Annotated in this window: 25 protein-coding genes; 8 read left to right on the forward strand and 17 right to left on the reverse strand. The window is 68.9% G+C overall.

Translation table 11 applies throughout. From position 1 onward, the window contains the following. Nucleotides 1–14: 14 nt before the first annotated feature. The gene (locus AC57B8_RS19015) at nucleotides 15–1007 is read right to left on the reverse strand and encodes a tripartite tricarboxylate transporter substrate binding protein (RefSeq protein ID WP_062475192.1); all 993 of its coding nucleotides are present in this window, start codon (nucleotides 1005–1007) and stop codon (nucleotides 15–17) included. Between the two features lie 201 nt (nucleotides 1008–1208). Between AC57B8_RS19015 and AC57B8_RS19020 the strand changes: the two genes are divergently transcribed. From AC57B8_RS19020 to AC57B8_RS19040, 5 genes are all read left to right on the forward strand, one after another. Next, complete coding sequence (locus tag AC57B8_RS19020) at nucleotides 1209–2762, forward strand: long-chain-fatty-acid--CoA ligase (protein ID WP_496480425.1); 1554 nt, start codon at nucleotides 1209–1211, stop codon at nucleotides 2760–2762. Nucleotides 2763–2849: 87 nt separating this feature from the next. Then, the gene (locus AC57B8_RS19025) at nucleotides 2850–3215 is read left to right on the forward strand and encodes a hypothetical protein (RefSeq protein WP_354344656.1); all 366 of its coding nucleotides are present in this window, start codon (nucleotides 2850–2852) and stop codon (nucleotides 3213–3215) included. A gap of 28 nt (nucleotides 3216–3243) precedes the next feature. Continuing rightward, nucleotides 3244–4065: a helix-turn-helix transcriptional regulator gene (locus AC57B8_RS19030; protein WP_496480426.1), complete on the forward strand. Its 822-nt coding sequence runs from the start codon at nucleotides 3244–3246 to the stop codon at nucleotides 4063–4065. A 35-nt stretch (nucleotides 4066–4100) separates the two neighbouring features. Beyond that, nucleotides 4101–5081, forward strand: coding sequence for a DMT family transporter (locus AC57B8_RS19035; protein ID WP_496480427.1), 981 nt, complete (start codon nucleotides 4101–4103; stop codon nucleotides 5079–5081). Nucleotides 5082–5089: 8 nt separating this feature from the next. Next, nucleotides 5090–6007 (forward strand): alpha/beta hydrolase family protein, encoded by a 918-nt coding sequence (locus tag AC57B8_RS19040; protein ID WP_496480428.1) that lies wholly within the window; start codon nucleotides 5090–5092, stop codon nucleotides 6005–6007. Nucleotides 6008–6032: 25 nt separating this feature from the next. On the opposite strand, the gene AC57B8_RS19045 is transcribed toward AC57B8_RS19040, so the two are convergent. Beyond that, nucleotides 6033–6260: a hypothetical protein gene (locus tag AC57B8_RS19045; RefSeq protein WP_062475204.1), complete on the reverse strand. Its 228-nt coding sequence runs from the start codon at nucleotides 6258–6260 to the stop codon at nucleotides 6033–6035. 380 nt (nucleotides 6261–6640) lie between these two features. Between AC57B8_RS19045 and AC57B8_RS19050 the strand changes: the two genes are divergently transcribed. Continuing rightward, entirely contained in the window at nucleotides 6641–6961 is a 321-nt protein-coding gene (locus AC57B8_RS19050) for a hypothetical protein (protein WP_496480429.1), read from the forward strand. 14 nt (nucleotides 6962–6975) lie between these two features. Here AC57B8_RS19050 and AC57B8_RS19055 read toward each other — a convergent pair whose 3' ends face one another. The 3 genes from AC57B8_RS19055 to AC57B8_RS19065 form a co-directional block, all read right to left on the reverse strand. Then, entirely contained in the window at nucleotides 6976–7251 is a 276-nt protein-coding gene (locus tag AC57B8_RS19055) for a hypothetical protein (protein ID WP_496480430.1), read from the reverse strand. A gap of 241 nt (nucleotides 7252–7492) precedes the next feature. Continuing rightward, nucleotides 7493–8545 carry a hypothetical protein gene (locus tag AC57B8_RS19060; RefSeq protein WP_496480431.1) on the reverse strand — a complete coding sequence of 351 codons (1053 nt, stop codon included), beginning with the start codon at nucleotides 8543–8545 and terminating at the stop codon, nucleotides 7493–7495. Then, complete coding sequence (locus AC57B8_RS19065) at nucleotides 8542–9552, reverse strand: hypothetical protein (protein ID WP_496480432.1); 1011 nt, start codon at nucleotides 9550–9552, stop codon at nucleotides 8542–8544. Before AC57B8_RS19065 ends, AC57B8_RS19060 begins: the two co-directional genes overlap by 4 nt. A 305-nt stretch (nucleotides 9553–9857) precedes the next feature. Between AC57B8_RS19065 and AC57B8_RS19070 the strand changes: the two genes are divergently transcribed. Further along, nucleotides 9858–10307: a helix-turn-helix domain-containing protein gene (locus AC57B8_RS19070; RefSeq protein WP_070062806.1), complete on the forward strand. Its 450-nt coding sequence runs from the start codon at nucleotides 9858–9860 to the stop codon at nucleotides 10305–10307. A gap of 17 nt (nucleotides 10308–10324) precedes the next feature. Then, nucleotides 10325–10717, forward strand: coding sequence for a VOC family protein (locus AC57B8_RS19075; RefSeq protein WP_496480433.1), 393 nt, complete (start codon nucleotides 10325–10327; stop codon nucleotides 10715–10717). A 34-nt stretch (nucleotides 10718–10751) separates the two neighbouring features. Here AC57B8_RS19075 and AC57B8_RS19080 read toward each other — a convergent pair whose 3' ends face one another. From AC57B8_RS19080 to AC57B8_RS19135, 12 genes are all read right to left on the reverse strand, one after another. Then, the gene (locus AC57B8_RS19080; RefSeq protein WP_496480434.1) at nucleotides 10752–11783 is read right to left on the reverse strand and encodes a phosphotransferase; all 1032 of its coding nucleotides are present in this window, start codon (nucleotides 11781–11783) and stop codon (nucleotides 10752–10754) included. After that, on the reverse strand, nucleotides 11780–12589 hold the full coding sequence (locus tag AC57B8_RS19085) for an enoyl-CoA hydratase-related protein (protein WP_095947997.1): 810 nt from the start codon (nucleotides 12587–12589) through the stop codon (nucleotides 11780–11782). The genes AC57B8_RS19080 and AC57B8_RS19085 overlap by 4 nt, the downstream gene beginning before the upstream one ends. A gap of 37 nt (nucleotides 12590–12626) precedes the next feature. Further along, nucleotides 12627–13844 carry an ABC transporter substrate-binding protein gene (locus AC57B8_RS19090; protein WP_496480435.1) on the reverse strand — a complete coding sequence of 406 codons (1218 nt, stop codon included), beginning with the start codon at nucleotides 13842–13844 and terminating at the stop codon, nucleotides 12627–12629. Between the two features lie 70 nt (nucleotides 13845–13914). Further along, entirely contained in the window at nucleotides 13915–15198 is a 1284-nt protein-coding gene (locus AC57B8_RS19095) for an acyl-CoA dehydrogenase family protein (RefSeq protein WP_095947995.1), read from the reverse strand. Nucleotides 15199–15201: 3 nt separating this feature from the next. Further along, nucleotides 15202–15576, reverse strand: coding sequence for a DUF6285 domain-containing protein (locus tag AC57B8_RS19100; RefSeq protein WP_496480436.1), 375 nt, complete (start codon nucleotides 15574–15576; stop codon nucleotides 15202–15204). Next, nucleotides 15576–16592 carry a phosphotransferase family protein gene (locus tag AC57B8_RS19105; protein WP_496480437.1) on the reverse strand — a complete coding sequence of 339 codons (1017 nt, stop codon included), beginning with the start codon at nucleotides 16590–16592 and terminating at the stop codon, nucleotides 15576–15578. The genes AC57B8_RS19100 and AC57B8_RS19105 overlap by 1 nt, the downstream gene beginning before the upstream one ends. Next, nucleotides 16582–17610 carry a branched-chain amino acid ABC transporter permease gene (locus AC57B8_RS19110; RefSeq protein ID WP_496480438.1) on the reverse strand — a complete coding sequence of 343 codons (1029 nt, stop codon included), beginning with the start codon at nucleotides 17608–17610 and terminating at the stop codon, nucleotides 16582–16584. The genes AC57B8_RS19105 and AC57B8_RS19110 overlap by 11 nt, the downstream gene beginning before the upstream one ends. A gap of 4 nt (nucleotides 17611–17614) precedes the next feature. Then, nucleotides 17615–18487 (reverse strand): branched-chain amino acid ABC transporter permease, encoded by an 873-nt coding sequence (locus tag AC57B8_RS19115; protein ID WP_056577629.1) that lies wholly within the window; start codon nucleotides 18485–18487, stop codon nucleotides 17615–17617. Between the two features lie 13 nt (nucleotides 18488–18500). Beyond that, nucleotides 18501–19220, reverse strand: coding sequence for an ABC transporter ATP-binding protein (locus AC57B8_RS19120; RefSeq protein WP_095746832.1), 720 nt, complete (start codon nucleotides 19218–19220; stop codon nucleotides 18501–18503). Then, nucleotides 19217–20035, reverse strand: a complete 819-nt coding sequence (locus AC57B8_RS19125) for an ABC transporter ATP-binding protein (protein WP_095746833.1) — start codon at nucleotides 20033–20035, stop codon at nucleotides 19217–19219. The genes AC57B8_RS19120 and AC57B8_RS19125 overlap by 4 nt, the downstream gene beginning before the upstream one ends. A gap of 91 nt (nucleotides 20036–20126) precedes the next feature. Then, nucleotides 20127–21305 (reverse strand): acetyl-CoA C-acetyltransferase, encoded by a 1179-nt coding sequence (locus AC57B8_RS19130; RefSeq protein ID WP_095746834.1) that lies wholly within the window; start codon nucleotides 21303–21305, stop codon nucleotides 20127–20129. Nucleotides 21306–21429: 124 nt separating this feature from the next. Further along, nucleotides 21430–22212: an enoyl-CoA hydratase-related protein gene (locus AC57B8_RS19135; protein ID WP_095746835.1), complete on the reverse strand. Its 783-nt coding sequence runs from the start codon at nucleotides 22210–22212 to the stop codon at nucleotides 21430–21432. Between the last annotated feature and the right edge of the window lie 4 nt (nucleotides 22213–22216).

Here is a 22216-nt window from a genome sequence, read left to right on the forward strand (position 1 = left end):
AAGGAAGGTCGGGTTCAGTCGTCGAGCTTGATGCGCAGGTCGCTCACGAAGCGCTTCTCGTCGGCGTAGGTCTTGTGCGCCCAGGCCGTGTAGGCGGGGCTGTCCATGTAGAACCTGACGTAGTCGTTGAGGTCGAGCGTGCGCAGGAACTCGGGGTCGTCCACGGCCTTGCGGAAGGCCTCCTGCAGCGCCTGCACCACTTTCGGGTCCATGCCGCGCGGGCCGGCGATGCCCCACGAGCCGTTGGCCACCACGTCGTAGCCCAGTTCCTTCACGGTCGGCACGTTCAGCCGCGTGGGCGAGCGCGCCTCGTTGAAGGTGGCCAGCAGGCGCACGCGCCCGCCCGCCACGGCGGCGCCGAAGCCGGCCTCGGAGACCGCGTCCACATGGCCGCCCATGAGCGCGTTGTACAGCTCGGCCGCGCCCTTGAAGGGAATGAAGTTGAACTTCACGCCGGCCAGCGCCGCCAGCCGCTCCATCGACACGTGCGAGGTGCCGCCGCGCCCGGTGGTGCCGTACGACACCTCGCCCGGCTTGGCCTTGGCCGCGGCCAGCAGCGCGTTCAGGTCTTTCCACGGCGCGTCCTGGCGCACCGTGATGCCCAGCGTGGCGGCCGTCACGTTGGCCACGTAGGTGAAGTCGGTGGCCGGGTCGTAGCTCACCTTCTGCAGGTGCGGCAGCCGGTACAGCGAACTCAGCATGAGCGACAGCGTGTAGCCGTCGGGCGCGGCCTTGCGCGCCATGGTGGTCGGCGCCAGCGTGGCGGCCACGCCGGGCTGGTTGAGGATCACGATCTGCTGCTTCAGCTCGCGCGAGGCCGCCAGCGCCAGCGCGCGCGCCTGCACGTCGGTGGCGCCGCCCGCGGGGTACGGCACCAGCAGCGTGATCGGCTGCTTGCCGAACAGGCCCTGGGCGCGCGCCAGGAAGGGCAGCGCGGTGCCCGCGGCGGCGAGCGCCGCGCCGTGGATCAGGCGGCGGCGCGCCGGGTCGGTCGGGAAGGAATGCATGGCTTGTCTCCGGTCGGTCGAACAGTCGAATCGTTCGTTCTTCGGCGATGGTCGCGCGCAGCCCTGTGCCGGTCACCGTCGCTTCGGACGACTTTGGCCGCCAGGGCGCATTCGATCCCGTCGCTTCCGACGATGCCGGCGCGGCGCGTCCCTTCCATACTCGGCGCACGACAACGAACCGACCGACGGAGACCGCAGTCCATGGACCTCACCCAGCCCCTGCACAAGGCCCTGCAGGAACGCCCCGGCGCCACCACCCTCGTGTGCGGCGAGCGCCGCAGCACCTTCGCCCAGTTCGTCGACCGCGTGGCGCGGCTCGCGGCCGTGCTGCAGTCGCTGGGCCTGCAACCCGGCGACCGCGTGGGCCTGCTGGCGCTGAACTCCGACCGCTACGTGGAGTACCTCTACGCCACCTGGTGGGCGGGCGGCGTGATCAACCCCGTCAACATCCGCTGGAGCGCGCGCGAGGTCGCGTACTCGCTGGACGACTGCGACACGCGCATCCTGCTGTCCGACGCGCACTTCGGCGCCGTGGCGCAGCAGCAGCGCGAACTCTCGCGTTCGCTGAAGACGCTGGTGCACTTCGGCGACGGCCCCGCGCCCGACGGCATGGCCGATGCCGAAGCGCTCATGGCGCAGATGCAACCCGTGCCCGACGCGCGGCGCGGCGGCGGCGACCTGGCCGCCGTGATGTACACCGGCGGCACCACCGGCCTGCCCAAGGGCGTGATGCTCACGCACGGCAACCTCTACACCGGCCAGCTCTCGGCCAACATGGCCGCCACGCGCCCCGCCGAGGCCGTGGGCCTGAACATGGCGCCCATGTTCCATGTGGGCGGCACCGGCCTCACGCTGCAGCTGATGATGCGGCTGTGCACGCAGGTCATCATCCCGGCCTTCGACGAAGTGAAGGTGCTCGAGGCGATCCAGAACGAGCGCGCCAGCGAGACCTTCATGGTGCCCACCATGCTCAAGCGACTCATCGAGCACCCGCGCTTCGCCGAGTTCGACACCACGCCGCTGCAGCTGGTGCTGTACGGCGCCGCGCCCATCGACGACGCGCTGCTGCTGCAGGCCATCGACAAGCTGCCGCGCGCGGGCTTCTGCCAGCTCTACGGCATGACCGAGCTGTCGCCCGTGGTCACCGTGCTGCCCACCTGGTTCCACCACCCCGACCAGCCGGCCGCGCGCCGCCGCTCGGCCGGGCGGCCCGTGCCCATCGCCGAAGTGCGCATCGTCGATGCCGAAGGCCGGCCCGTACCGAACGGCACCGTCGGCGAGATCGCCGCGCGCGGGCCGATGGTGATGGCCGGCTACTGGAACAAGCCCGAGCAGACCGCCGAGGTGCTGCGTGACGGCTGGATGCACACCGGCGACGGCGGCGTGATGGACGCCGACGGTTTCATCTACGTCGTCGACCGGCTCAAGGACATGATCGTGAGCGGCGGCGAGAACATCTACTCGGCCGAGGTCGAGAACGCCATCACGCAGCTGCCGCAGGTGTCGATGTGCGCCGTGGTCGGCGTGCCCGACGACCAGTGGGGCGAGCGCGTGCATGCCGTGGTCGTGCTGCGCGCCGGCGAGGCCCTGAGCGCCGAGGCGCTGGTGGCGCACTGCAAGACGCTGATCGCCGGCTACAAGTGCCCGCGCAGCGTGGAGTTTCGCGAAGAGATTCCGCTGTCGCCGGCGGGGAAGATGCTCAAGTACAAGCTGCGCGAGCCGCACTGGGAAGGGCGCGCGCGCAAGGTGGGGTAGCGCGCCGGCGGGTGTGTCTGGGTGTGTACGGGTGTGTTTCACCTGCTTGGGGTATGGTGGCGGGCCGCCACCTGCACCCACTGCGACATGCACCGCCGCCTCCTCGCTCTCGCCCTGCCCTGCTTTCTGCTCCTTGGCCTGTCGCCCGCCTTTGCGAACGGCAGCCTGCAGTGCGACGGCCGGCCGTACGCGGTCGAGATCCAGTTCAGCCTCTCGACCGGCCAGCTGACCGAGCTGATCGTGGCGAACACCGCCTCCGGTGCCGACGAGACCGAGCGCTTCAGCCTGCAGCAGCGCTTTGTCGACCATCGCCGCCAGTTCATGCGCGCGCGCGGCACCGGCCTGGACCGTCCGCAGGTGGCCGTGGCGCTGCGCGTGGCCGGCGCGACCGGCACGCTCAGCTACCGCGGCACGCAGTACGAGCTGCGCTGCAACTGGACCGCGCTGGGCTGACCCACCCTGTCGTGGGTTCACGCCTCGCATGCCGCAAGACCGCACCCTTCTCTATGCCGGACGCGGGTTCGAGGTGGCGCATGTGCGCCTGCACGCGCCGCAGGGGCCGGCGTGGAGCGACCTGTACACCGTGGCCTCGCCGCGCGTGGTCTTCCCCATCGGGCGCACGCGGCTCGACGTGCGCTCGGGCGATCACACCTGGCTGACCGACGCGCTCACCGCCATCCGCTTCGGCGACGCCACCGCCTACCGGCTGCGGCCCGAGACCGCGACCGTGCGGCACAGCCTCGTGGTCAGCGGCCAGGCATCGGTGAGCCCGGCCCACGGTGAAAGCGCGGCGGGCGTGAGCGTCTGCCTGCTGACCCCGCAGGCGCTGTACCGCATGCACGCGGCACGGCGCCAGTTGCCGGACACCGACAGCGCACAGGCCGCGGCCCTGGTGGCCGCGCTCGTCGCCGAGCTGGGCAGCGCGCCGCACCAGGCGCCCTGGCACGGCGCCGTCGCACGCGCACGGCAACTGCTGCTGTCCGAAGGCAGCGGCCCGGGTGCGCGGCCTGCTCTCTCGCTGGACGAACTGGCCGAGGCCGTGTCGCGCTCGCCCTTTCACCTGGCGCGGCGCTTTCGCCAGCAGACCGGCCTGAGCCTGCACCAGTACCGCCAGCACCTGCGGCTGGCGGCGGCGATGGAGCGGCTGGCCGACGGCGAGCGCGACCTGGCCGGCCTCGCGCACGACCTGGGCTACTGCAGCCAGAGCCACCTGGGCGCCGTGTTCCGGCGCGCCGTCGGCGTCACGCTCGGCGAGGCCCGCCGCGTGCTCGGGCCGGCCGGCGCAGCAGGCGCACGAATCTGATAGCTTTCGCGCCGGCCGGGCCACAGACTGGCCCGATGACGCCATCGCCTCGCACCCTCTGGACCGGCGCACTCGCCGCGCTGGCCGCCGCCCTCATCGGCAGCGCTTGGCAGCTGCTGTCGCGCCACGGCGTGACTGCCACCGCGCTCGGGCCGATGGACCTTGCACTGCTGCGCTACGGCATTCCCGCGCTGCTGCTCAGCCCGCTGTGGCTGCGCGGCAGGCTCGTGCCGCCGGGTGCGTCGCGCGGCGCGCTCGTGCTGCTCGTCGTCGGCAGCGGCCTGCCCTTCGGCCTGCTGGTGCTGGCCGGCGCGCAGTGGGCGCCCGCCAGCCACATGGGCATCTTCATGGCCGGCAGCCTGCCGCTCTTCACCGCGCTGGGCGCGTGGGTCTACCGGGGCGAGCGCGTGCACGGCCTGCGCCTGCTCGGACTGGCCGGCATCGCCGTCGGCATGGCCGTGTTCGCGGCGGGCAGCTTCGGCGAGGGCCTGCGCCAGCAGCACTGGCGCGGCGACCTGCTCTTTCTGCTGGCGGCCCTGCTGTGGACCGTCTACTCCCTGGCCTTCGGCCGCTGCGGCATGAGCGCGTGGCAGGGCGCGGCCTTCGTCAACGGCGCGTCGACCCTGCTGCTGTTGCCGCTGCTGTGGCTCGCCGGCCCGCCGCGACTGTTCGCCGCGCCATGGACCGACATCGCGATGCAGGCCGCAGGGCAAGGCGTGGTCGCCGGCCTGCTGGGTCTGGTGGTCTACGGCGTGGCGATCACGCGGCTGGGCGCCGCACGCGCCGCGCTGTCGTCCGCGCTCGTGCCCGTGCTGACCACGCTCGGCGCGGCGTGGTGGATGAACGAGCCCGTCACGCGCCCCGCGCTGCTGGCGCTGTCGTTCGTGGTGCCCGGCGTCGTGCTCGCGAGCGGCGCGCTGCGGTGGCGGGTGCCGGCGCCGCGCGACAGCGAACGGCAGGCCCCTGGGCAGAATGCGGCGGCGCCCTTGCCCACTTCCGAAAGCACTCGCCCATGAAGAAAAAGATGAATCGCCTTCGCACCGCCGCGCTCGTGGCCGCCTCGTTCGCGTCGCTCTTCGCGTTCTGCGGAGCGGGCTGGGCGCAGCGGCCGGAGCCGCCGCAACAGCCGCAAGCACAGCAGCAACCCCCGGCATCGCCACTGCAACGCAGCATCGTGCGCGTGCCCACGCCCTTCGTCGAGAACGGCGCGCCCGTCACGCTCGAGATGGTCATCTACAAGCCCGACGGCGCCGGCCCGTTCCCCACCGTCGTGTTCAACCACGGCTCCACCGGCATCGGCAACGACCCGACCTTGTTCAAGCAGACCTGGGCCCCCGAGCGAACCGCCCGCTGGTTCACGCAGCGCGGCTGGCTCATCGCCTATCCGCAGCGGCGCGGACGCGGCCAGTCGGACGGCCTGTACGACGAAGGCTTCACCGCCAAGCGCGAGCACTACAGCTGCGAGCCCGCCATCGCCCTGGCCGGCTTCGACCGCGCCGTGGCCGACCTCGACGCCGCCGTCGCGTGGCTGCAGCGCGACCCCGACGTCGACACCCGCCGCATGGAAATCGCAGGCCACTCGCGCGGCGGCATCCTCGCGGTTGCGTATGCGGGCCTGCACCCCGACATGTTCCAGGGCGTCATCAACTTCGTCGGTGGCTGGATGGGCGACAAGTGCCCCGGCAACGCCGCCGACACCATCAACCCCGCCACCTTCCGCCGCGGCGCGGCCTTTGCCAAGCCCACGCTGTGGCTCTACGGCGAGAACGACCCGTTCTACGCGATGTCGCACAGCCGCAAGAACTTCGAAGCCTTTCGCGAGGCGGGCGGCAAGGGGCGCTTCGAGAGCTTCACGCTGGAGGGCGGCGCGAGCGGGCATGGGCTGCTCGGGCAGCAGGGGCTGTGGGGGAAGGCGGTGGAGACGTATCTGGCGGCGCCGTGAGGTGGTGGTGCGGCGCCTCGGTGCGCTAACGGCGCAGATCGGCTGCTGCGGCGTTCAGTTGCGCGATGAAGTCAGGAAGAGGAATGCGTGAGCCCAGGCTTCCGTCCTTCGCGGGGAACGCAACGCAGAGCTGGTCTCGCCCTTCCTCGCGGTCGAGCAGCAGCAAGAACTGGCCGTCGAAACTCAGTTCCGCGACGAGGTGCTCGTGCGCCGTGTCGCTCAGGATGGTGGTTTCCCATTTCTCGTTGTTCATGTCTGCTCTGCGGAAGAAAGATGACGATGCCGTGCGCTGTGGGTTGAGGCTCGACAGGGCCGGATGATAGGTCGGCAGGCCTGCGAATCCGCCCTCGACCGTCTCGAGTTGGCCATGGCTATACTGCGCCGGTCACGTCATCAACATGGCGTGATCGGGATTGGCGTCCCGATGAAATCACTGCGACGTAAAGCCGCAGTCACCCCGCAGGGTCTGCGGCTTTGTCGTTCGTGCTTCCCTTTTAGGCGGCTCGATGGGCGGGCGCGAGCCCGGCCGGTTTCACGCAAGTGGTTTCCCGGTACGCCAACCCGTCGAGCTGCCGCCCTCAATTGGCGTTGGGTGCGTCGGTTTCAGCAAACCGAAACCCTTGGAGGCCATTCATGGCTGCATCTGCATCTCCTCGCGCGTCCGCGCACGCGTCTTCGCTTTCTGCATCTTCCGAAATCGCCAGTGCCGAGTCGCTCGCGCTGCAGGCGTGTGATGACGTCGACAGTCTTCACGCGGTGCAACGGGCCTACGCGTGCATCGAGAAGCTCATCGTTCCGCAGCGTGTGGGGGATACGGAAGAAGTCTTTCCGACGCGCACGGAGTTGGGGGCGTTGGTGCGGCTGGTGAATGAAGAACTGCAGCGGCGGATCGAAGCTGCTGATGCCACGACTCAGTCACTGCGTGCGGCGCTTGGTGAAGGCGGTGTGCAATGAGCGCCTCGCACGATTCACTCCTCTTCAAACCGGCTCGAAACGGAAGCTGAAAGAGCCAGCGGTGCGCCGACGGGCCGGGGATAGCCCACTTCGCTCAGGATTTCATCGAAGTCCAGGTGCAGCAGTTCGACAAGCTTGTCGATATCCCGCAGTTTCATGGTCCCGTTCGCCATCCAGGTTTCGGCACGCTGTTCGGACGTGCCGAGCGCACTCGCTATGTCGCCGAGAGTGAACCCGGCAGCGGCAAGCTCTCTTCGAAGAATGGCGAGTAAATGCGGCGTTCCGTGCATCGCTGGACTGGCAGTAGTGATGCCCGCGCTTGAATCGCGCGGAGCTGCTCAGCGCGATTGTTCCGAGCATGGCGCTGATCGCGACGTGTTATCCGGGAGGTAGCATCTCTTGGCACTCCGGGTATCCCGGTATCGCGAACCTTGCCCAAGGCTCAGACCATTGCAACTGGTCGTGGCTCAGACGCCGCTTCGGATGAACGGCGGTGTCAGGCGCCTGACCTGAGGGAGGGTCTTTCGCCAATCAGCGCGACGAAACACCGTCAGGCCCGCCAGCACGACGCCGCCTCCAAATCACGGCGTCCGCCAAGTAGTGATGGAAGTTCAAGACGAAGTGCGCAATAAGAATGGTCGGAAGTCCCAGCCAAAGAAGGCTCTCTCCCACATGATCGGCGGCCACGAACAAACCAGCTCCTCCGATTGAACACGTCAGAAAAAATGTCGCCGGCGACTTCAGAACCCCAACCAACGACTTGCGACGCATCGAAGCACTGTCTGATTCTTCGCTGCGTTGTCCCTTCATGGCTTCGGGCCGCCGTTGGCGATAGACGAATATCAGGTACTGAATGTTGTGCCAGACGTTGACCACCAACCAGCCCACCGTGATGTCGCTGATCCCGACATAGGCAACCAGCGAAATCACCAGGTGCGAGAGCACGAAGCTGTTGAAGGGCTCATTCGCCGGCTTCTCGCTCCTGGCCTGCACCATCAGGCGAGCGAACCAGAACAATGCACCGGCGATGGCCGCGATGCCCACTGCAAAGGCCAACTCCTGCGGAACGGGAGGAAACCAGATGGGGTACCCCAGGAAGCTTTGGGGCGCCTGCGCGCTGCGATGCAGGTACCCCCACGCGGGAAACAAATAGACCAGCAAATAGGGCAGCTTCCGGAAAGGCACCTGCAGCCGACGGTCATGGCGTCTGGCGATTCCATAGCTTTGGCGAGCAACATGGAACGTCTGAAGCACGAAATACAGGGCGAGCAGCCCGGCTGCTTCATAGGCCAGCGCGATGACCGTCAAAGCCGCCAATATCAAGAGAGGTGCGACAACGATCAGGACCCAACGCAGGCGAAGGCGCGAATAGATCGCGCCGATGCGCGTGTAGGTCGCAACCAGATGAGGGTTCGCCAGCAGCCATACATTGATATAGAGAATGGCCAGCATCATCGGCGCGGACCACAATGCCAGCGCTCCGGCCGACAGCGCCACGAACAGGTTGCCAAAGATGAACCAATGCTCCTGGCGCATCGCGGCGTGGGTGCCGCTCCCAGCCGCAAGCTGCGCCTGGGCGGTCATGTCGCCGCAACCGGCATGGGCGGAGGACGTGGCGACCCGAGGGGCGCTGGTTTGGGCGGCACCGAGAACACGGAGCGAGGTCGCAGATAACGTTCGAGTTCAGTACGCATGCTTTCGTATGCCGCATTCCGCACTGCCGTGAATCTCGACTCGAGGCTCGCACGGCTCACGACGCCAGACAGACCCACGGGGGGAAGTTGCTGGTGCGGATCGAAGTATTCGATGACCTCGCAGGGGTAGCAATGGCCGTCCGCGTCGTACTGGCTGAGGACCTTCACCTTGTAGACCACCCCGCCCTCCTTGGCCGGATCCACGGGAAAACTGAAAGCCAGAATGAGCTCGGGGGCCTTCGGAGGAGCCTCGCCTTCAATGGGCTGGAAGCCGGCGCCCTGGTAAGCGCGAACAATGTTCTCCTTGAGGCTGGGCAAACTGAGGCCAACGAAGGCGTTGCCGAACAAGGTCTTTTCCCCTTCCCATTGCCGCTTGTAGTCGAACCGAAACGCAGGGTCGATATGTTCGCGCCCGACAGACTCGATCGTCGCGTACGCGTTATCGATCGCCGGCAAGAGCCGCGCGCTCAGGTCGTACTGAGCCATCCACGGAAGCGCCTTGACCTCTGGCGCGTTTTTTATCTCGAAGAATCTCAAGTAGCATGGATTGCACTTCTTCTTTCCATCGAGCAACTCCTCGGCAGATACGAGAACTGTCGGCACGAACCGCCACTTTGGATCGGCATTGAATTTGAACTCGAAGATCGTCGACTTGTTCTTCTGCTGGCCCACAGCCACAAGAGAGAAGTCCGACTTCTGGAATGCCTTGTTCACCATCGACCTGAATTCCGCCCCGCTGATATTTCGGTAGGCGGCGACCGGAAGAGCGGGCCTTGCGCTCTTGTAGCTGAGATCCAGAACGCTTCGATACAGCTCCGGCTGGGCGAATGCGGTCAGCCCGACCAGCAAGAAGCATCCGCCAAGCAAAGCTTTTCGAATGCCGGAAGTAAATACCATGTGTGCTCCCTGTAACAGCGCCCGTGTGTGCGTGGACTCGCCATTGGCGCAAATTGATTTTTTGACGAATGTCCAATACCGGCCGATAACGCGGCCCCGAATCGTCGCATGGAACCTCTCTGCGAGATAGGCACGGCCTTGGTTAAACGCCCCAGACAAGCATCCATCGGCACGATGGAATTCGGCGTTTAGCGAAAAAGTTCCGAGACCCATTGGGGGCTCAAACACCTGTTGCCCGCAAACGACGGCATCCGCCTACAGAGCTCCCCCTCCATTTGTGTCCCCAAATTGAGCACAATCCCCCCATGCCAAACATCGCCTCCATCCTCAAAGCCGAAATCTCCCGTGTCGCTCGCAAGGAAGTGCGAGCGGAAATCGAAACCCTCAAGAAGGCCTCCGTCGCGCACCGGGCATCGATTGCCGACTTGCGCCGTCAGGTGAGCGCGCTCGAAAAGGAATTGCGCAAAGTCGCCAAGGGCTCCGCGCGCCAGGCGCCGGCCGCCGCCGGTGCTGCGGGCGACGACGCCGACGCAGGCGGCCCCAAGCGCCGCTTCAGCGCCAACCGGCTGGCCGCGCACCGCGCCAAGCTCGGGCTTTCGGCGGCGATCTATGGGCAGCTGGTCGGCGTGTCGGGCCAGACGATCTATCACTGGGAACAAGGCAAGGCGCGCCCGCGTGCGGCGCAGCTGGAGCGACTGGCCACGGTGCGGGAACTCGGGGCGCGCGAGATTGCTGAGCGGCTGGAAGCGCAGTAAGTAACGCGCCCTCGCTCATGAAACTCGGCTACACCATCGTCTACGTTCCCGAAGTCGCCCAGTCGCTGAAGTTCTTCGAGCAAGCCTTCGGCCTGCCCACGCGCTTCCTGCACGAATCGGGCACTTATGGCGAACTCGAAACTGGCGAGACCACGCTGGCGTTCGCCGCGCACGCGCTCGGCGATTCCAACTTTCCGGGCGGGCATGTCGCCGCTTCGGATTCCGCCCAACCACTGGGCATGGAGCTGGGCCTCGTGACGCCCGACGTGCCCGCCGCCCACAGCCGCGCGCTCGCGGCCGGCGCCACGCAGCTGTCGGCACCGGTGACCAAGCCCTGGGGGCAGGTGGTCTCGTACGTGCGCTGTCCCGACGGCACGCTGGTCGAGCTGTGCTCGCCCATCGGCGGCTGACGGGCGCCCTGCCCGCTCGCCAGTTCGCTGGCGGCTAATCGATCAACGCCACCGCCCGCCGCGCAAACCCCGCGGCCTGCGCGCCCACCTGCACCGCATCTGCCGCCGCCGCGCTGCCGCTCTTCGCACGCGCCGCGATGCCTTCGAGGATCACGGCGAAGCGGAACAGCGAGAACGCCAGGTGGAAGTTCGTCACCGGCTCGGCGCAGCCGCCGGCCTGCTGGTAGTGGGCGATGTACTCGGCCTGCGTGGGAATGCCTTCGGCCGCGAGGTCGATGCCCTGCATGCCTTCGAACTCGTCGGCGCCGGTGTGCCAGGCCATGCAGTTGTAGGCCACGTCGGCCAGCGGGTGGCCCAGGGTGGACAGCTCCCAGTCGAGCACGGCGATCACGCGCGGCTCGGTGGGGTGGAACATGAGGTTGCCGAAACGGAAGTCGCCGTGCGCGATGGTGGTCTGGTCGCCCGGTGGCAGGTTGGCCGGCAGCCAGGCGATGAGGCGGTCGATGTTGGCGTCTTCGCGGGTGCGCGACGCCTCCCACTGCCGGGTCCAGCGCGCGATCTGGCGCTGGAAGAAGTTGCCGGGGCGGCCGTAGTCGGTGAGGCCGACGGCGGCCAGGTCGACCGCGTGCAGGCGCGCCAGGGTTTCGGCCATGGCGAAGTAGTACGCGCGGCGCTCGGCGGGCGCGATGCCGGGCAACGCGTAGTTCGACAGCACGCGGCCCTCGAGCTTCTCCATCACATAGAAGGGCGTGCCCACCACGGCGCGGTCGTCGCAGTACAGCACGGTGCGCGGCACGGGCACGTCGGTGGCGGCCAGTGCGCGCAGCACGCGGTATTCGCGGTCGACGGCGTGGGCCGAAGGCAGCAGCTCGCCGGGCGGCTGCTTGCGCAGCACCAGCGCGCGGTTGTCGAAGTCGACGAAGAAGGTGGGGTTCGACTGCCCGCCGCCGATGCGCGCCAGGCGCATCGGGCCTTCAAGGTCAGGCAGCGCCTGCCGCAGGTGGCGCTGCAGGCGGTCGGCGTCGAACTCGATGCCTGCGGTGGTGGCGTCTGCAGCTGCGCTCATGGCCGACGGAACACGGGCTCGCGTTTCTCCAGGAAGGCTTTCACGCCTTCGGCGAAGTCGGGCCGGTCGATCAGCTCGCGCTGGCGCTCGGCCTCGTGGCGCATCTGGCCGACAAGCGACTGGCTCGCGGCCGATTCGTACACGGCGCGGATTTCGTGCGCCGCGTGTGCAGGCAGGCGCGCGAGCCGCTGCGCGACGGCCACGGCCTGGGCGCGCAGTTCGGCGTCGTCCACGCAGGCCCACACGAGGCCCCATTGCGCGGCCTGCTCGCCCGACAGGCGCTCGCCGAGCAGCGACATGCCGACGGCGCGCGCGCGGCCCACGAGCCGTTCGAGGAACCAGGTGGTGCCCAGGTCGGGCACGATGCCAAGGCGCGGCATGAAGGGCAGGTAAAAGTAGGCCGATCGCGCCACCAGCACGACGTCGGCAGCCAGCGCCACGCCCACGCCGGCGCCCGCGGCGGGGCCGTTGACGGCGTTCACCACGGGGAAGGGCATGCTGCGCAGGTCTTCGATGAGGCGGTTCGACATCGCCTCCATCGCGTCGGCCGTGCGCTGGCCCAGGCTGCCGGGCGCGCTGGCGTCCATGCTGCCGAGGTCTGCGCCCACGCAGAACGATTTGCCGACGCCGGTGAGCACCACGGCGCGCACCTCGCCTTCGTCGCGCAGCTGTGCGAGCCGCTGGCGCAAGGCCTCCTGCAGCGGCTGGGTGAGCGGGTTGAGGCGCTTGGGAATGTTGAAGCTGAGGATGGCGACGTCGCCGTCTCGCTCGTACAGAAGGGGGTCCTGGTCGTCAGGCTGGCTCATGGGTGGGCTCCGAAGGGCGTGAGTAGAAATAAGGGGTTCACTTCATGTTCAGCGCGGGCCCGACCGGGTCGAGGTCCACGCCGTTGAAGCGCACGGGCTGCATCGACGCATAGGCGTGCAGGTCGGCGGCCGAATTGGCCATGGCCACGCCGGGCAGCAGCATCGAGATGCGCGGGCTCTTGAGGGTGCTGGCGGCCACGCGCACGCTCTCGCGCGTGGGGTTGGCGCCGGCCTCGCGCAGCACGTGGGCCATGAGCTGCGCGACGATGTAGCCCGACACGCCGCTGCCGTTGCTCGGGTCGACGCCGCTGGCGTGGGTCTTGAGCAGCTCGAGGTACTCGAGCACCTCGGGGTCGCGGCTCCAGCGCGGGCTCATGGGCTCCTTGTAGACGGCGAGCGCGACCACGCCCTTGGCCTTGTCGGCGCCCGCGGGCTCGAAGGCCATCTTCACGGAGGCGGCGGCAAAGTTGAGATACCGGTCGGGCGTCCAGCCCACGTCGGCGACCTTGCGGATGGCCTGCGCGGCGGTGCGCGCGGTGGCGGCCATCACGAGCACGTCGGCACCCGACGACTTGAGCTGCACCACCTGCGAATCGACGGTGGGGTCGGTCACCTCGAAGGTGGCCTGCGCCACGATCTTGGCCTTGCCCTGCTTCGACAGGCCTTCCTGCAGGCCCTTGAGCACTTCGCGCCCGAGGTCGTCGTTCTGCATGAGCACGGCGATCTTGGCGTCGGGGCGGTTCTCGAGGATGTGGCGCGCGAACACGCGGCCCTCGCCCTGGTAGCTGCCGAGGAAGGGCACGGTCCACGGGTACTTGGCGGCGTCGTCGAACTGCGAGGCGCCCGACTGCACGAACAGCTGCGGCACTTTCTTCGCGTTCATGTAGCGCTGGATCGCCATGTTGGGCGCGGTGCCCAGGTTGCCGAAGATGGCGAGCACCTGGTCTTCCTCGACGAGGCGGCGCGCCACCTCCACGGTCTTGGGCGGCGAGTACTGGTCGTCGTAGATCAACAGGCGCACCTTGCGCCCGTGGATGCCGCCCTGCTCGTTGAGCTTCTTGAAGTAGGCCTCGGCCACCTTGCCGACCACCGAGTAGCCCGACACGGGCCCCGACAGCGGCATGGGCATGCCCAGCACGATCTCGGCGTCGCTCACGCCGGCCTCGGGCTTCTTCTGGGCCAGGGCCGGCAGGCTGATGCAGAGTGTGGCAAGGCCAGCGGCCAAGGCGGTGCGGCGGGAAAGCGGATGAACCATGTCGCGTGTCTCCTTCTGTGTTGCTGAGTGGCCGGGTGGCCTGCGTCGTCAGTCGTCGTCGGAAAGCGGTTCAGGCCGTGGCCCGGTTCGGCCCCATGTAGCCGAAGAGGTGGCCCGCCACCTTGCGCATCTGGATCTCTTCCGAGCCCTCGGTGATGCGGTAGCGGCGGTGGTGGCGGTAGATGTGTTCGAAGGGCTTGTGGCGCGAGTAGCCGATGCCGCCGTGCACCTGCATCGCGCGATCGGCGGCCTCGCACACCAGGCGGTTGGCCCAGTAGTTGCACATCGAGACCTTGTCGGACAGCTGCTTCTCGACCTGCGGCTTGGGCATCTGGTCCATCTGCCACGCGGTCTTGCGGATCAACAGGCGCAGCATCTCGACCTGCGTGGCCAGCTCGACCAGCGGAAACTGGATGCCCTGGTTGCGCGCCAGCTCCTCGCCGAAGGGCTTGCGCTCGCGCGCGTACTTGACGCTCTCGCGCACGCAGTAGTCGGCGGCGCCCAGGCTCGACGCGGCCTGGCGGATGCGGTTCTCGTGCACGAAGTGCTGGGCAATGGCCAGGCCGCCGTCGAGCGGGCCGAGCACGGCGTCTTCGGGCACCCACACGTTCGTGAAGCTCACGCGCGGGTGGTCGGTGGGCATGTTGAAGGTCCAGAGGTACTCCTCGATCTTCACGCCCTCGGCCTTCGCGGGCACGAGCAAGGCGCTGATGCCGCGCGCGTCGCCGTCGCGCCCGCTGGTGCGCGCGAACAGCACGCAGTGGGTCGCCGTGTGCATGCCGGTGGTCCACATCTTTTCGCCGTCGATGCGAAAGCCGGCGCGGCCATGGCGTGCCTCGGGCACGGCGCGCGTTTCCATGTGGGTGGCGTCGGAGCCGTGCTGCGGTTCGGTGAGGCCGAAGGTGAGGCGCACGCGCTCGTCGAGCATGCCCTGGATGAGTTCGTCGCACTGCGCGGGCGTGCCGAAGTCGCGGATGGCCAGCACGAAGGGGTTGTTGGCGACGATCGAGTGTTCGTTCTGCAGGTCGTTGTGCAGGCCCAGGCCGCGCGCGGCAAAGTGCTCGCGAATCACGGCCATCCAGAGGTTGCTGCCGTCGCGCCCGCCGAATTCGGCGGGCAATGCAAAGCGCAGGTGGCCCGCGCGGTCGGCGCGGTGGCGTGCCTCGGCCAGCAGCGCCTCCCACTCGGGGCGCGGCAGGCCGCCGTTCTCGAAGTCGGTGCGGGCCCATTCGCGGCGGTGGTCGAAGAAGCGCTCGTTGTCGTCCTGCGCCTGCAGCGGTGCGATCTCGCGGTCGATGAAGGCGTCGAGTTCCGCGAGGTAGTCGACGAGGTCGCGGGGCAGGTCGAAGTCCATGGCTCAGTCTTTCTTCTTCGTGCCGGCGGCATAGCCGGGCTGGTCGATGGCGAGCTTGTCGCGCGTGGTCTGGCGCAGGTGGTCGATCAGGCCGGGGGTGGCGGGGTCGAATTCGCCTGTGGCGATGCGGGTGCAGAGCAGGCGGTTGGCTTCGGCCAGGTCGGCAGGTGTGCCGGGGCCCAGCAGCGCGTGCAGTCGCATCAACTCACTGGCCTGCGCGACGGGGCCAAGCAGCACTTCGCGCCGCACGATGTCGAGCGTGTTCGCGGCCACGCGCGCATGGAACGCGACCTGCCCTTCGGTCGCCGGCACCACCTGCTCGCGCAGGAAGGCGGCGACGGCCTCGAGCAGCTCGGCGGTGTCGGGGCGGTCCTGCATCAGGCGGCCTCTTCCTCGGGGGCGAGCAGCGCCAGCAGGTCCGACTCGGCCTCCGACGCGCGGCGGCCGATGGCGGCCTTCTCGACATCGCGCTCGCGGCCGCTGAGCCACGCATGCACCATGGCTTCGCAGACGATGCCCCACTTGAGCGTGCCCAGCACCTCCCACCAACGCACGCGCTCGGCATCGATCTGACCGCCTTCGGCCGTGTAGCCCTCGAAGAGCTGCTCGCGCGTGCCGAAGCCGCCCACGGGCAGCGCGCCGTGGCCGAAGCGCCAGGAGCGCACGCACATCCAGCCGAGGTCTTCCATGGGGTCGCCGAAGTGCGCGAGCTCCCAGTCGAGCACGGCGCGCAGGCCCTCCTCGCCGACCATCAGGTTGCCGTTGCGGAAGTCGCCGTGCACGAGCACCGGCGCGGGCACGTCGGCCGGTGCATTCGCGCGCAGCCAGCGGAACGCGAGTTCGAACACGGGGCGCGCGGTGCCGTGGCTGCGGTGCAGGCCGATCTGGAAGTCGAGCTCCGCGCGTGCGGCGGCCATGCGCAGCGGCGGCAGGTGATGCGCGGGCAGGCGGTGGATGCGCGCCATGGCGGCGCCGCACTGGCGCGCGAGCACGCGGCGCGCGCCAGCCAGGCGCTCGTCGCGCACGATGCGGCGGCCCAGGGTCTCGCCCTCGATGCGGTCCATGACGAAGCCTTCGCCGAGCCCGTCGGCCGGCTGCAGCACATGGCGCACGCCGGGCACGGGCACGCCGCCTGCGCGTGCGGCCTCGATGAGCTGCGCTTCCGCCGCCAGGCCCGCGGTGCCCAGGGCGCGCGCGCCGCTGGCATCGGCCGCGCGGCGCAGCACCAGCGGCTGGGCCTGGCCCGCGCCGCCTGTCGCCACATCGAAAGCCCAGGTCTGCTGGCTGGCGCCGCCCGAGAGCCGGCGCACGGCCTGCACCGGATGCGCCTCGGGCACGAGCCGCCCGGCCAGCCGCTGCAGTGCGTTCGCGATCAGCGTCGCGTCATCGTGCACGGGCGAAGCGTGCCTGGAGCTTGCGCAGCAGCCCGACCACGCCGCCGGGCATCGCGAACATGAAGGCGATCAGCACCACGCCGTACACCGCCCAGGGTGCGGCCTTGGAGACCTTCTCGGCCAGCGAGGGCACGAACATGATGAAGATGGCGCCGAAGATCGCGCCGTACAGCGTGCCCACGCCGCCCACCACGATGCCCACCAGCAGCGAGATCGACAGGAAGAGCGTGAACGAATCGGGCGCCACGAACTGCACCGCAATGGCCGACAGCGCGCCGCCCACGCCGGTGTACGCGGCCGACACGCCGAAGGTCATGGCCTTGTAGTGGCTGTTGTCCACGCCCATCGCCTCGGAGGCCATGGCGTGGTCGCGGATGGCGCGCATGGCCCGGCCGCTGCCGCTTTGCAGCAGGTTGTGTGCAATGAAGAACATCACGACCGCGACGAACAGCGAGAACAGGTAGAGCCACTGGTCTTCGTTGAGCGGCAGGCCGAAGGGCGCGGCAGGCTTCATGAGCACGATGCCCTGCACGCCGCCGGTCCAGGCCTCGAGGTGCTTGTACTTGAGCAGCTGCGGCATCGCCACGCCGAGCGCAAAGGTGGCCAGCGCCAGGTACAGCCCTTCGAGCTTGAGCGCGGGCCGCCCGAACAGGTAGCCGACGATCAGGCACACCACGGCCGCCGCCGGCACCGTGAGCCAGTACGGCACGCCCGCGTGCTCCATGAGGATGCCGGTGGTGTAGGCGCCAATGGCATAGAAGGCGCCGTGGCCCAGCGAGATCTGGCCGTTGTAGCCCGTGAGGATGTTCAGGCCCAGCAGCGCAATGGCATACGAGATCACCATGGTCGCCTGGAACAGCTGGTAGCCGCGCGCCACGAAGGTGATGCCGATGGCCAGCACGATCAGCAGGCCGACCCACATGAGCGGCGAGCGCGAGGGCTTGGCAGTGCGTGCATCGGCCGACCCGGCGAGCGGTGCCATGGCGGTCGGCAGGGAGGAAGCTTGGGGAGAGTTCATGCGATCAGACCCGGGTGACCAACTTGCGGCCCATGAGGCCGGAAGGCTTGACGATGAGCACGCCGACGATCAGCACCAGCGCCACCGACAGCTTGAGTTCGGTGCCCACCACGTAGGTGCCGATGAGGTTCTCGAGCACGCCGACGATGAAGCCGCCGAGCACTGCGCCCACGGGGCTGTCGATGCCGCCGATGAGCGCACCGGCAAAGGCGTAGAGCAGCACGCCGGTCATCATGTGCGGATCGAGGAAGACCACGGGCGCGACCATCATCCCGGCCACCGCGCCGATGGCGCCGGCCAGGCCCCAGCCCAGCATCAGCATGCGCCCGACGTTGATGCCCACCAGCCGCGACGAGGCCGCGTTCTGCGCCGCGGCGCGCATCGCCAGGCCCAGCGGCGTGAAGCGGAAGAACGCGAACAGCAGCAGCACCACCAGCAGCGTGACGCCGATGGCGCCCATCTCGTGCGCCGACATCATGGCGCTGCCGAACCACGCGTCCGACGGGAACGGGCTAGGGAACTGCTTGATGGTGTAGCCGAAGAGCCAGCCCGCCAGGCTGTGGAAGATCACCAGGAGGCCGATGAACACCACCACCACCGACAGCGCCGGCTTGTCGTGCATGGGCCGGATCACGGTGAACTCCACCACGGCCGCGAGCACGAAGGACAAGGCCACGGTCGCCACGAAGGCGGCCCAGTACGGCAGGCCGGCCTGCATGAGGCTCCAGGCGATGAAGGTCGAGAACATCGCCATCTCGCCCTGCGCGAAGTTGATGTGGTGCGTGGCCTGGTAGATCATCACCAGCGCCAGCGCAACGCTGGCGTAGATGCCGCCGGTGGCCAGGCCCGCCAGCAGTTGGTGCAGGAATGCGTTCATCGGTGTGTGGCCCTTATTCGCCCAGGTACGCTTTGCGCACGGCGTCGTTGCGTCGGATGTCGGCGGCGCTGCCCGAGAGCACGATGCGGCCGGTTTCCAGGAGGTAGGCCGAGTCGGCCAGGTCGAGCGCGAGCTTGGCGTTCTGCTCCACCAGCAGGATCGACACGCGCTCTTCCTTGTTGATGCGCCGCATGATCGAGAAGATGTCCTTCACGATGAGCGGCGCGAGCCCGAAGGAGGGCTCGTCGAGCAGCAGCAGGCGCGGCTTGCCCATGAGCGCGCGGCCGATGGCGAGCATCTGCTGCTCACCGCCCGACAGCGTTCCGGCCTGCTGCGCGCGGCGCTCGCGCAGGCGCGGGAAATAGTCGAACACGCGCTCCATGTCGGCGTCGATGCCGTCCCTGCTGGCACGCGCGTACGCGCCCAGGCGCAGGTTCTCCTCGGTCGTGAGGCCCAGGAAGGTGCCGCGCCCGTCGGGCACGTGGCCCACGCCGGCCTTGGCGATCTGCTCGGTGGAGCGGCCGTCGATGCGCTGGCCGGCCAGCATGATGCGGCCCTCGGTGCTCACCATCATCTGGCACAGCGCGCGCAGCGTGGTGGTCTTGCCGGCGCCGTTGGCGCCCAGCAGCGCCACGACCTGGCCGGTGGGAATGTCGAGGTCGATGCCCTGCAGCACGCGCGTCGGGCCGTAGGCCGCGTGCAAGCCGCGCACTTCGAGGATGTTCGTCGTCATGCCATCGCCTCCGCTTCTGCTTCCTCGCCCAGGTAGGCGCGGATCACCTCGGGGTGCGCGCGCACCTCGGCCGGCGTGCCCTCGGCGATCTTCTTGCCGAAGTTCAGCGCCACCACCTTGTCCGACACGCCCATCACGAGGCTCATGTGGTGTTCGACCAGCAGCACCGTCACGTTCAGGCGGTCGCGGATGTCGCGGATCAGCGTGCCCAGGCTTTCGAGTTCTTCGTGGTTCAGGCCGCAGGCCGGCTCGTCGAGCAGCAGCAACTGCGGCTCGGCCGCCAGTGCGCGTGCCAGCTCGACGCGCTTCTGCGTGCCGAAAGGCAGGTCGGCCACTTCGCGTTCGGCCACGCCCTCGAGGTCGAGAAAGTGGATCAGCTGGTCGGCCCGCGCCCGCGCCTGCGACTCGATGGCCGCCACGCCGGGCAGCCGGAAGGCGTTGCGCAAGAAGCCCGCGTGGTGCTTGCTGTGGCAGCCCACCAGCACGTTGTCGCGCACGGTCATCGTGCGAAACAGCGCCAGGTTCTGGAAGGTGCGCCCGATGCCCAGGCCCGCCATGCGGTGGCGCGGCATGCGCGTGAGCGGATGGCCGTCGAACTCGATGCGGCCGGCGCTGCACTCGTACAGGCGCGAGAGACAGTTGAACAGCGTGCTCTTGCCCGCCCCGTTCGGTCCGATGAGGCCGCAGATCTGGCCCCGCCGCACGTCGAACGAGACGCCGTCGAGCGCCACGATGCCGCCGAAGCGCACCGACACCGCGTCGATGCGCAACAGGGGGGTGTTCTCTTTGTCTCCGCGATCGGTGTCATGAATCATGCGTCGATCTCTTTTTGTGAGGGAACGGAAAAGGTCAGCGCCGCCCCCGCGGGCGCTGCCAGGTTGGCGGCGCAAGGGCCGCCCGGCTTCGTCAGAGCCGTTCGATGATCGTGACGTTGGCCATGCCGCCGCCTTCGCACATCGTCTGCAGGCCGTAGCGCTTGCCGCGCTGGCCCAGGGCGTTCACGAGCGTGGTCATCAGCTTGGTGCCCGAGGCGCCCAGCGGGTGGCCCAGCGCGATGGCGCCGCCGTTCACGTTGATGCGGGCCGGGTCGGCGCCCAGCGCCTTGAGCCAGGCGATGGGCACGGGCGCGAAGGCTTCGTTGACTTCGTACAGGTCGATGTCCTCGATCTTCATGCCGGCTTTTTGCAGCGCGCGCTGCGTGGCGGGCAGCGGGGCCTCGAGCATGATGACCGGGTCGTGGCCCAGCACGCTCATGTGGTGGATGCGCGCCAGCGGCTTCACGCCCAGCGTCTTCAGGCCGCGCTCGTTCACGACCATGAGGCCGCTGGCGCCGTCGCAGATCTGGCTGGCGGTGGCCGCGGTGCAGCGCCCGCCTTCGGCGATGAGCTTGACGCCCGCGATGCTCTCCAGCGTGGCGTCGTAGCGGATGCCTTCGTCGGTGGTGTGCAGCTCGCCGGTCTCGGTGCCGTCGGCCATGCGCACGGCCACGGGCACGATCTCGCGCTCGAAGTGGCCGGCCTTCGTGGCGGCAATGGCGCGGTGGTGGCTTTCGAGCGCATAGCGGTCGAGCGCGTCTTTCTCGATGCCGTAGTTGCGCGCGATCATCTCGGCGCCCGTGAACTGGCTGAACTGGATGCCGGGGTAGCGCTTTTCCATGCCGGGGCTCACGTAGAAGCCCAGGTTGTTCTTCAGCGGCAGCGTGGTGGGCAGGCCCATCGGCACGCGGCTCATGCTCTCGACGCCGGCGGCGATCACGATGTCCATCGTGCCCGACATCACGGCCTGCGCCGCGAAGTGCAGCGCCTGCTGCGACGAGCCGCACTGGCGGTCGACCGAGGTGGCGGGCACCGACTCGGGCAGGCGCGAGGCCAGCACCGCGTTGCGCGCCACGTTGGAGGCCTGCTCGCCGGCCTGGCCGACGCAGCCCATGATGACGTCCTCGATCAGGGCAGGGTCGGCATCGGTGCGCTCCACGAGGGCGTTGAGCACCTGGGCGGCCAGGTCGGCCGGGTGCCATCCGGCGAGGCGGCCGTTGCGGCGGCCGCCGGCGGTGCGCGCGGCGGCGACGATATAGGCTTCAGGCATGTGAAATCTCCGGTGAGTGATCGGTTCGCGTCCTGCGCATTGTTGGCGCCACGCCGCCGCGCAGCGTCGTCGGAACCGACGATTTTGGGCGCCATGCCGGGCGCCATGCCGGGCGCCCCGCCCCTCACCGGTGGCCGAACACGGGCGGGCGCCGCGCCAGGAAGGCGCGCAGGCCCTCGCGCGCGTCCTCGGTGGCGAAGCGCGCGTGCAGCTGGCGCCGCTCGAACAGGATGCCTTCGGACAGCGACGACTCCCACGCGCGGTTGACCGACTCCTTGATCGCCACCAGCGCTGGCAGCGAATAGCCCGCGATGCGCGCGGCCAGCGCCAGGGCCTCGGGCATGAGCGCCTCGGGCGCGACCACGCGCGACACCAGGCCGCAGCGGTCGGCCTCGGCCGCGTCGAGCACGCGCGCGGCCAGGCACATTTCCATCGCCTTGGCCTTGCCGATGGCGCGCGGCAGGCGCTGGGTGCCGCCGGCGCCCGGCAGCATGGCGAGCTTGACCTCGGGCAGCGCGAAGCGCGCCGACTCGGCGGCCAGCACGATGTCGCAGGCCAGCGCCAGCTCGCAACCGCCGCCGTAGGCCACGCCGGCCACCGCGGCGATCACGGGCTTGCGCACCCGGCGGATGGTTTCCCAGTTGCGGGTGATGAAGTCGTCGCGCACCACGTCGGCGTAGCCCCAGTCGGCCATGGCCGCGATGTCGGCACCGGCGGCGAAGGCGGTGTCGCCGCCGGTGACGACGATGGCGCCGATGCCCGCGTCGGCATCGAAGGCCAGCAAGGCGGCGCCGAGGGCGTCCATGAGCGCGTCGTCCAGCGCGTTGAGTTGGCGTGGGCGGTTCAGCGTGATCACGCCGACGCGGCCGTCGACATGGGTGAGCACGGGGGCGTCGGGCGTGGTCATGGGC

Source organism: Variovorax sp. BGA-UO-ETr-C22 (assembly GCF_059567965.1).

Coding starts and splice junctions, on each gene's coding strand:
- AC57B8_RS19015 (WP_062475192.1), bottom strand. CDS start 1,007: ATGCATTCCTTCCCGACCGACCCGGCGCGCCGCCGCCTGATCCACGGC.
- AC57B8_RS19020 (WP_496480425.1), top strand. CDS start 1,209: ATGGACCTCACCCAGCCCCTGCACAAGGCCCTGCAGGAACGCCCCGGC.
- AC57B8_RS19025 (WP_354344656.1), top strand. CDS start 2,850: ATGCACCGCCGCCTCCTCGCTCTCGCCCTGCCCTGCTTTCTGCTCCTT.
- AC57B8_RS19030 (WP_496480426.1), top strand. CDS start 3,244: ATGCCGCAAGACCGCACCCTTCTCTATGCCGGACGCGGGTTCGAGGTG.
- AC57B8_RS19035 (WP_496480427.1), top strand. CDS start 4,101: ATGACGCCATCGCCTCGCACCCTCTGGACCGGCGCACTCGCCGCGCTG.
- AC57B8_RS19040 (WP_496480428.1), top strand. CDS start 5,090: ATGAATCGCCTTCGCACCGCCGCGCTCGTGGCCGCCTCGTTCGCGTCG.
- AC57B8_RS19045 (WP_062475204.1), bottom strand. CDS start 6,260: ATGAACAACGAGAAATGGGAAACCACCATCCTGAGCGACACGGCGCAC.
- AC57B8_RS19050 (WP_496480429.1), top strand. CDS start 6,641: ATGGCTGCATCTGCATCTCCTCGCGCGTCCGCGCACGCGTCTTCGCTT.
- AC57B8_RS19055 (WP_496480430.1), bottom strand. CDS start 7,251: ATGCACGGAACGCCGCATTTACTCGCCATTCTTCGAAGAGAGCTTGCC.
- AC57B8_RS19060 (WP_496480431.1), bottom strand. CDS start 8,545: ATGACCGCCCAGGCGCAGCTTGCGGCTGGGAGCGGCACCCACGCCGCG.
- AC57B8_RS19065 (WP_496480432.1), bottom strand. CDS start 9,552: ATGGTATTTACTTCCGGCATTCGAAAAGCTTTGCTTGGCGGATGCTTC.
- AC57B8_RS19070 (WP_070062806.1), top strand. CDS start 9,858: ATGCCAAACATCGCCTCCATCCTCAAAGCCGAAATCTCCCGTGTCGCT.
- AC57B8_RS19075 (WP_496480433.1), top strand. CDS start 10,325: ATGAAACTCGGCTACACCATCGTCTACGTTCCCGAAGTCGCCCAGTCG.
- AC57B8_RS19080 (WP_496480434.1), bottom strand. CDS start 11,783: ATGAGCGCAGCTGCAGACGCCACCACCGCAGGCATCGAGTTCGACGCC.
- AC57B8_RS19085 (WP_095947997.1), bottom strand. CDS start 12,589: ATGAGCCAGCCTGACGACCAGGACCCCCTTCTGTACGAGCGAGACGGC.
- AC57B8_RS19090 (WP_496480435.1), bottom strand. CDS start 13,844: ATGGTTCATCCGCTTTCCCGCCGCACCGCCTTGGCCGCTGGCCTTGCC.
- AC57B8_RS19095 (WP_095947995.1), bottom strand. CDS start 15,198: ATGGACTTCGACCTGCCCCGCGACCTCGTCGACTACCTCGCGGAACTC.
- AC57B8_RS19100 (WP_496480436.1), bottom strand. CDS start 15,576: ATGCAGGACCGCCCCGACACCGCCGAGCTGCTCGAGGCCGTCGCCGCC.
- AC57B8_RS19110 (WP_496480438.1), bottom strand. CDS start 17,610: ATGAACTCTCCCCAAGCTTCCTCCCTGCCGACCGCCATGGCACCGCTC.
- AC57B8_RS19115 (WP_056577629.1), bottom strand. CDS start 18,487: ATGAACGCATTCCTGCACCAACTGCTGGCGGGCCTGGCCACCGGCGGC.
- AC57B8_RS19120 (WP_095746832.1), bottom strand. CDS start 19,220: ATGACGACGAACATCCTCGAAGTGCGCGGCTTGCACGCGGCCTACGGC.
- AC57B8_RS19125 (WP_095746833.1), bottom strand. CDS start 20,035: ATGATTCATGACACCGATCGCGGAGACAAAGAGAACACCCCCCTGTTG.
- AC57B8_RS19130 (WP_095746834.1), bottom strand. CDS start 21,305: ATGCCTGAAGCCTATATCGTCGCCGCCGCGCGCACCGCCGGCGGCCGC.
- AC57B8_RS19135 (WP_095746835.1), bottom strand. CDS start 22,212: ATGACCACGCCCGACGCCCCCGTGCTCACCCATGTCGACGGCCGCGTC.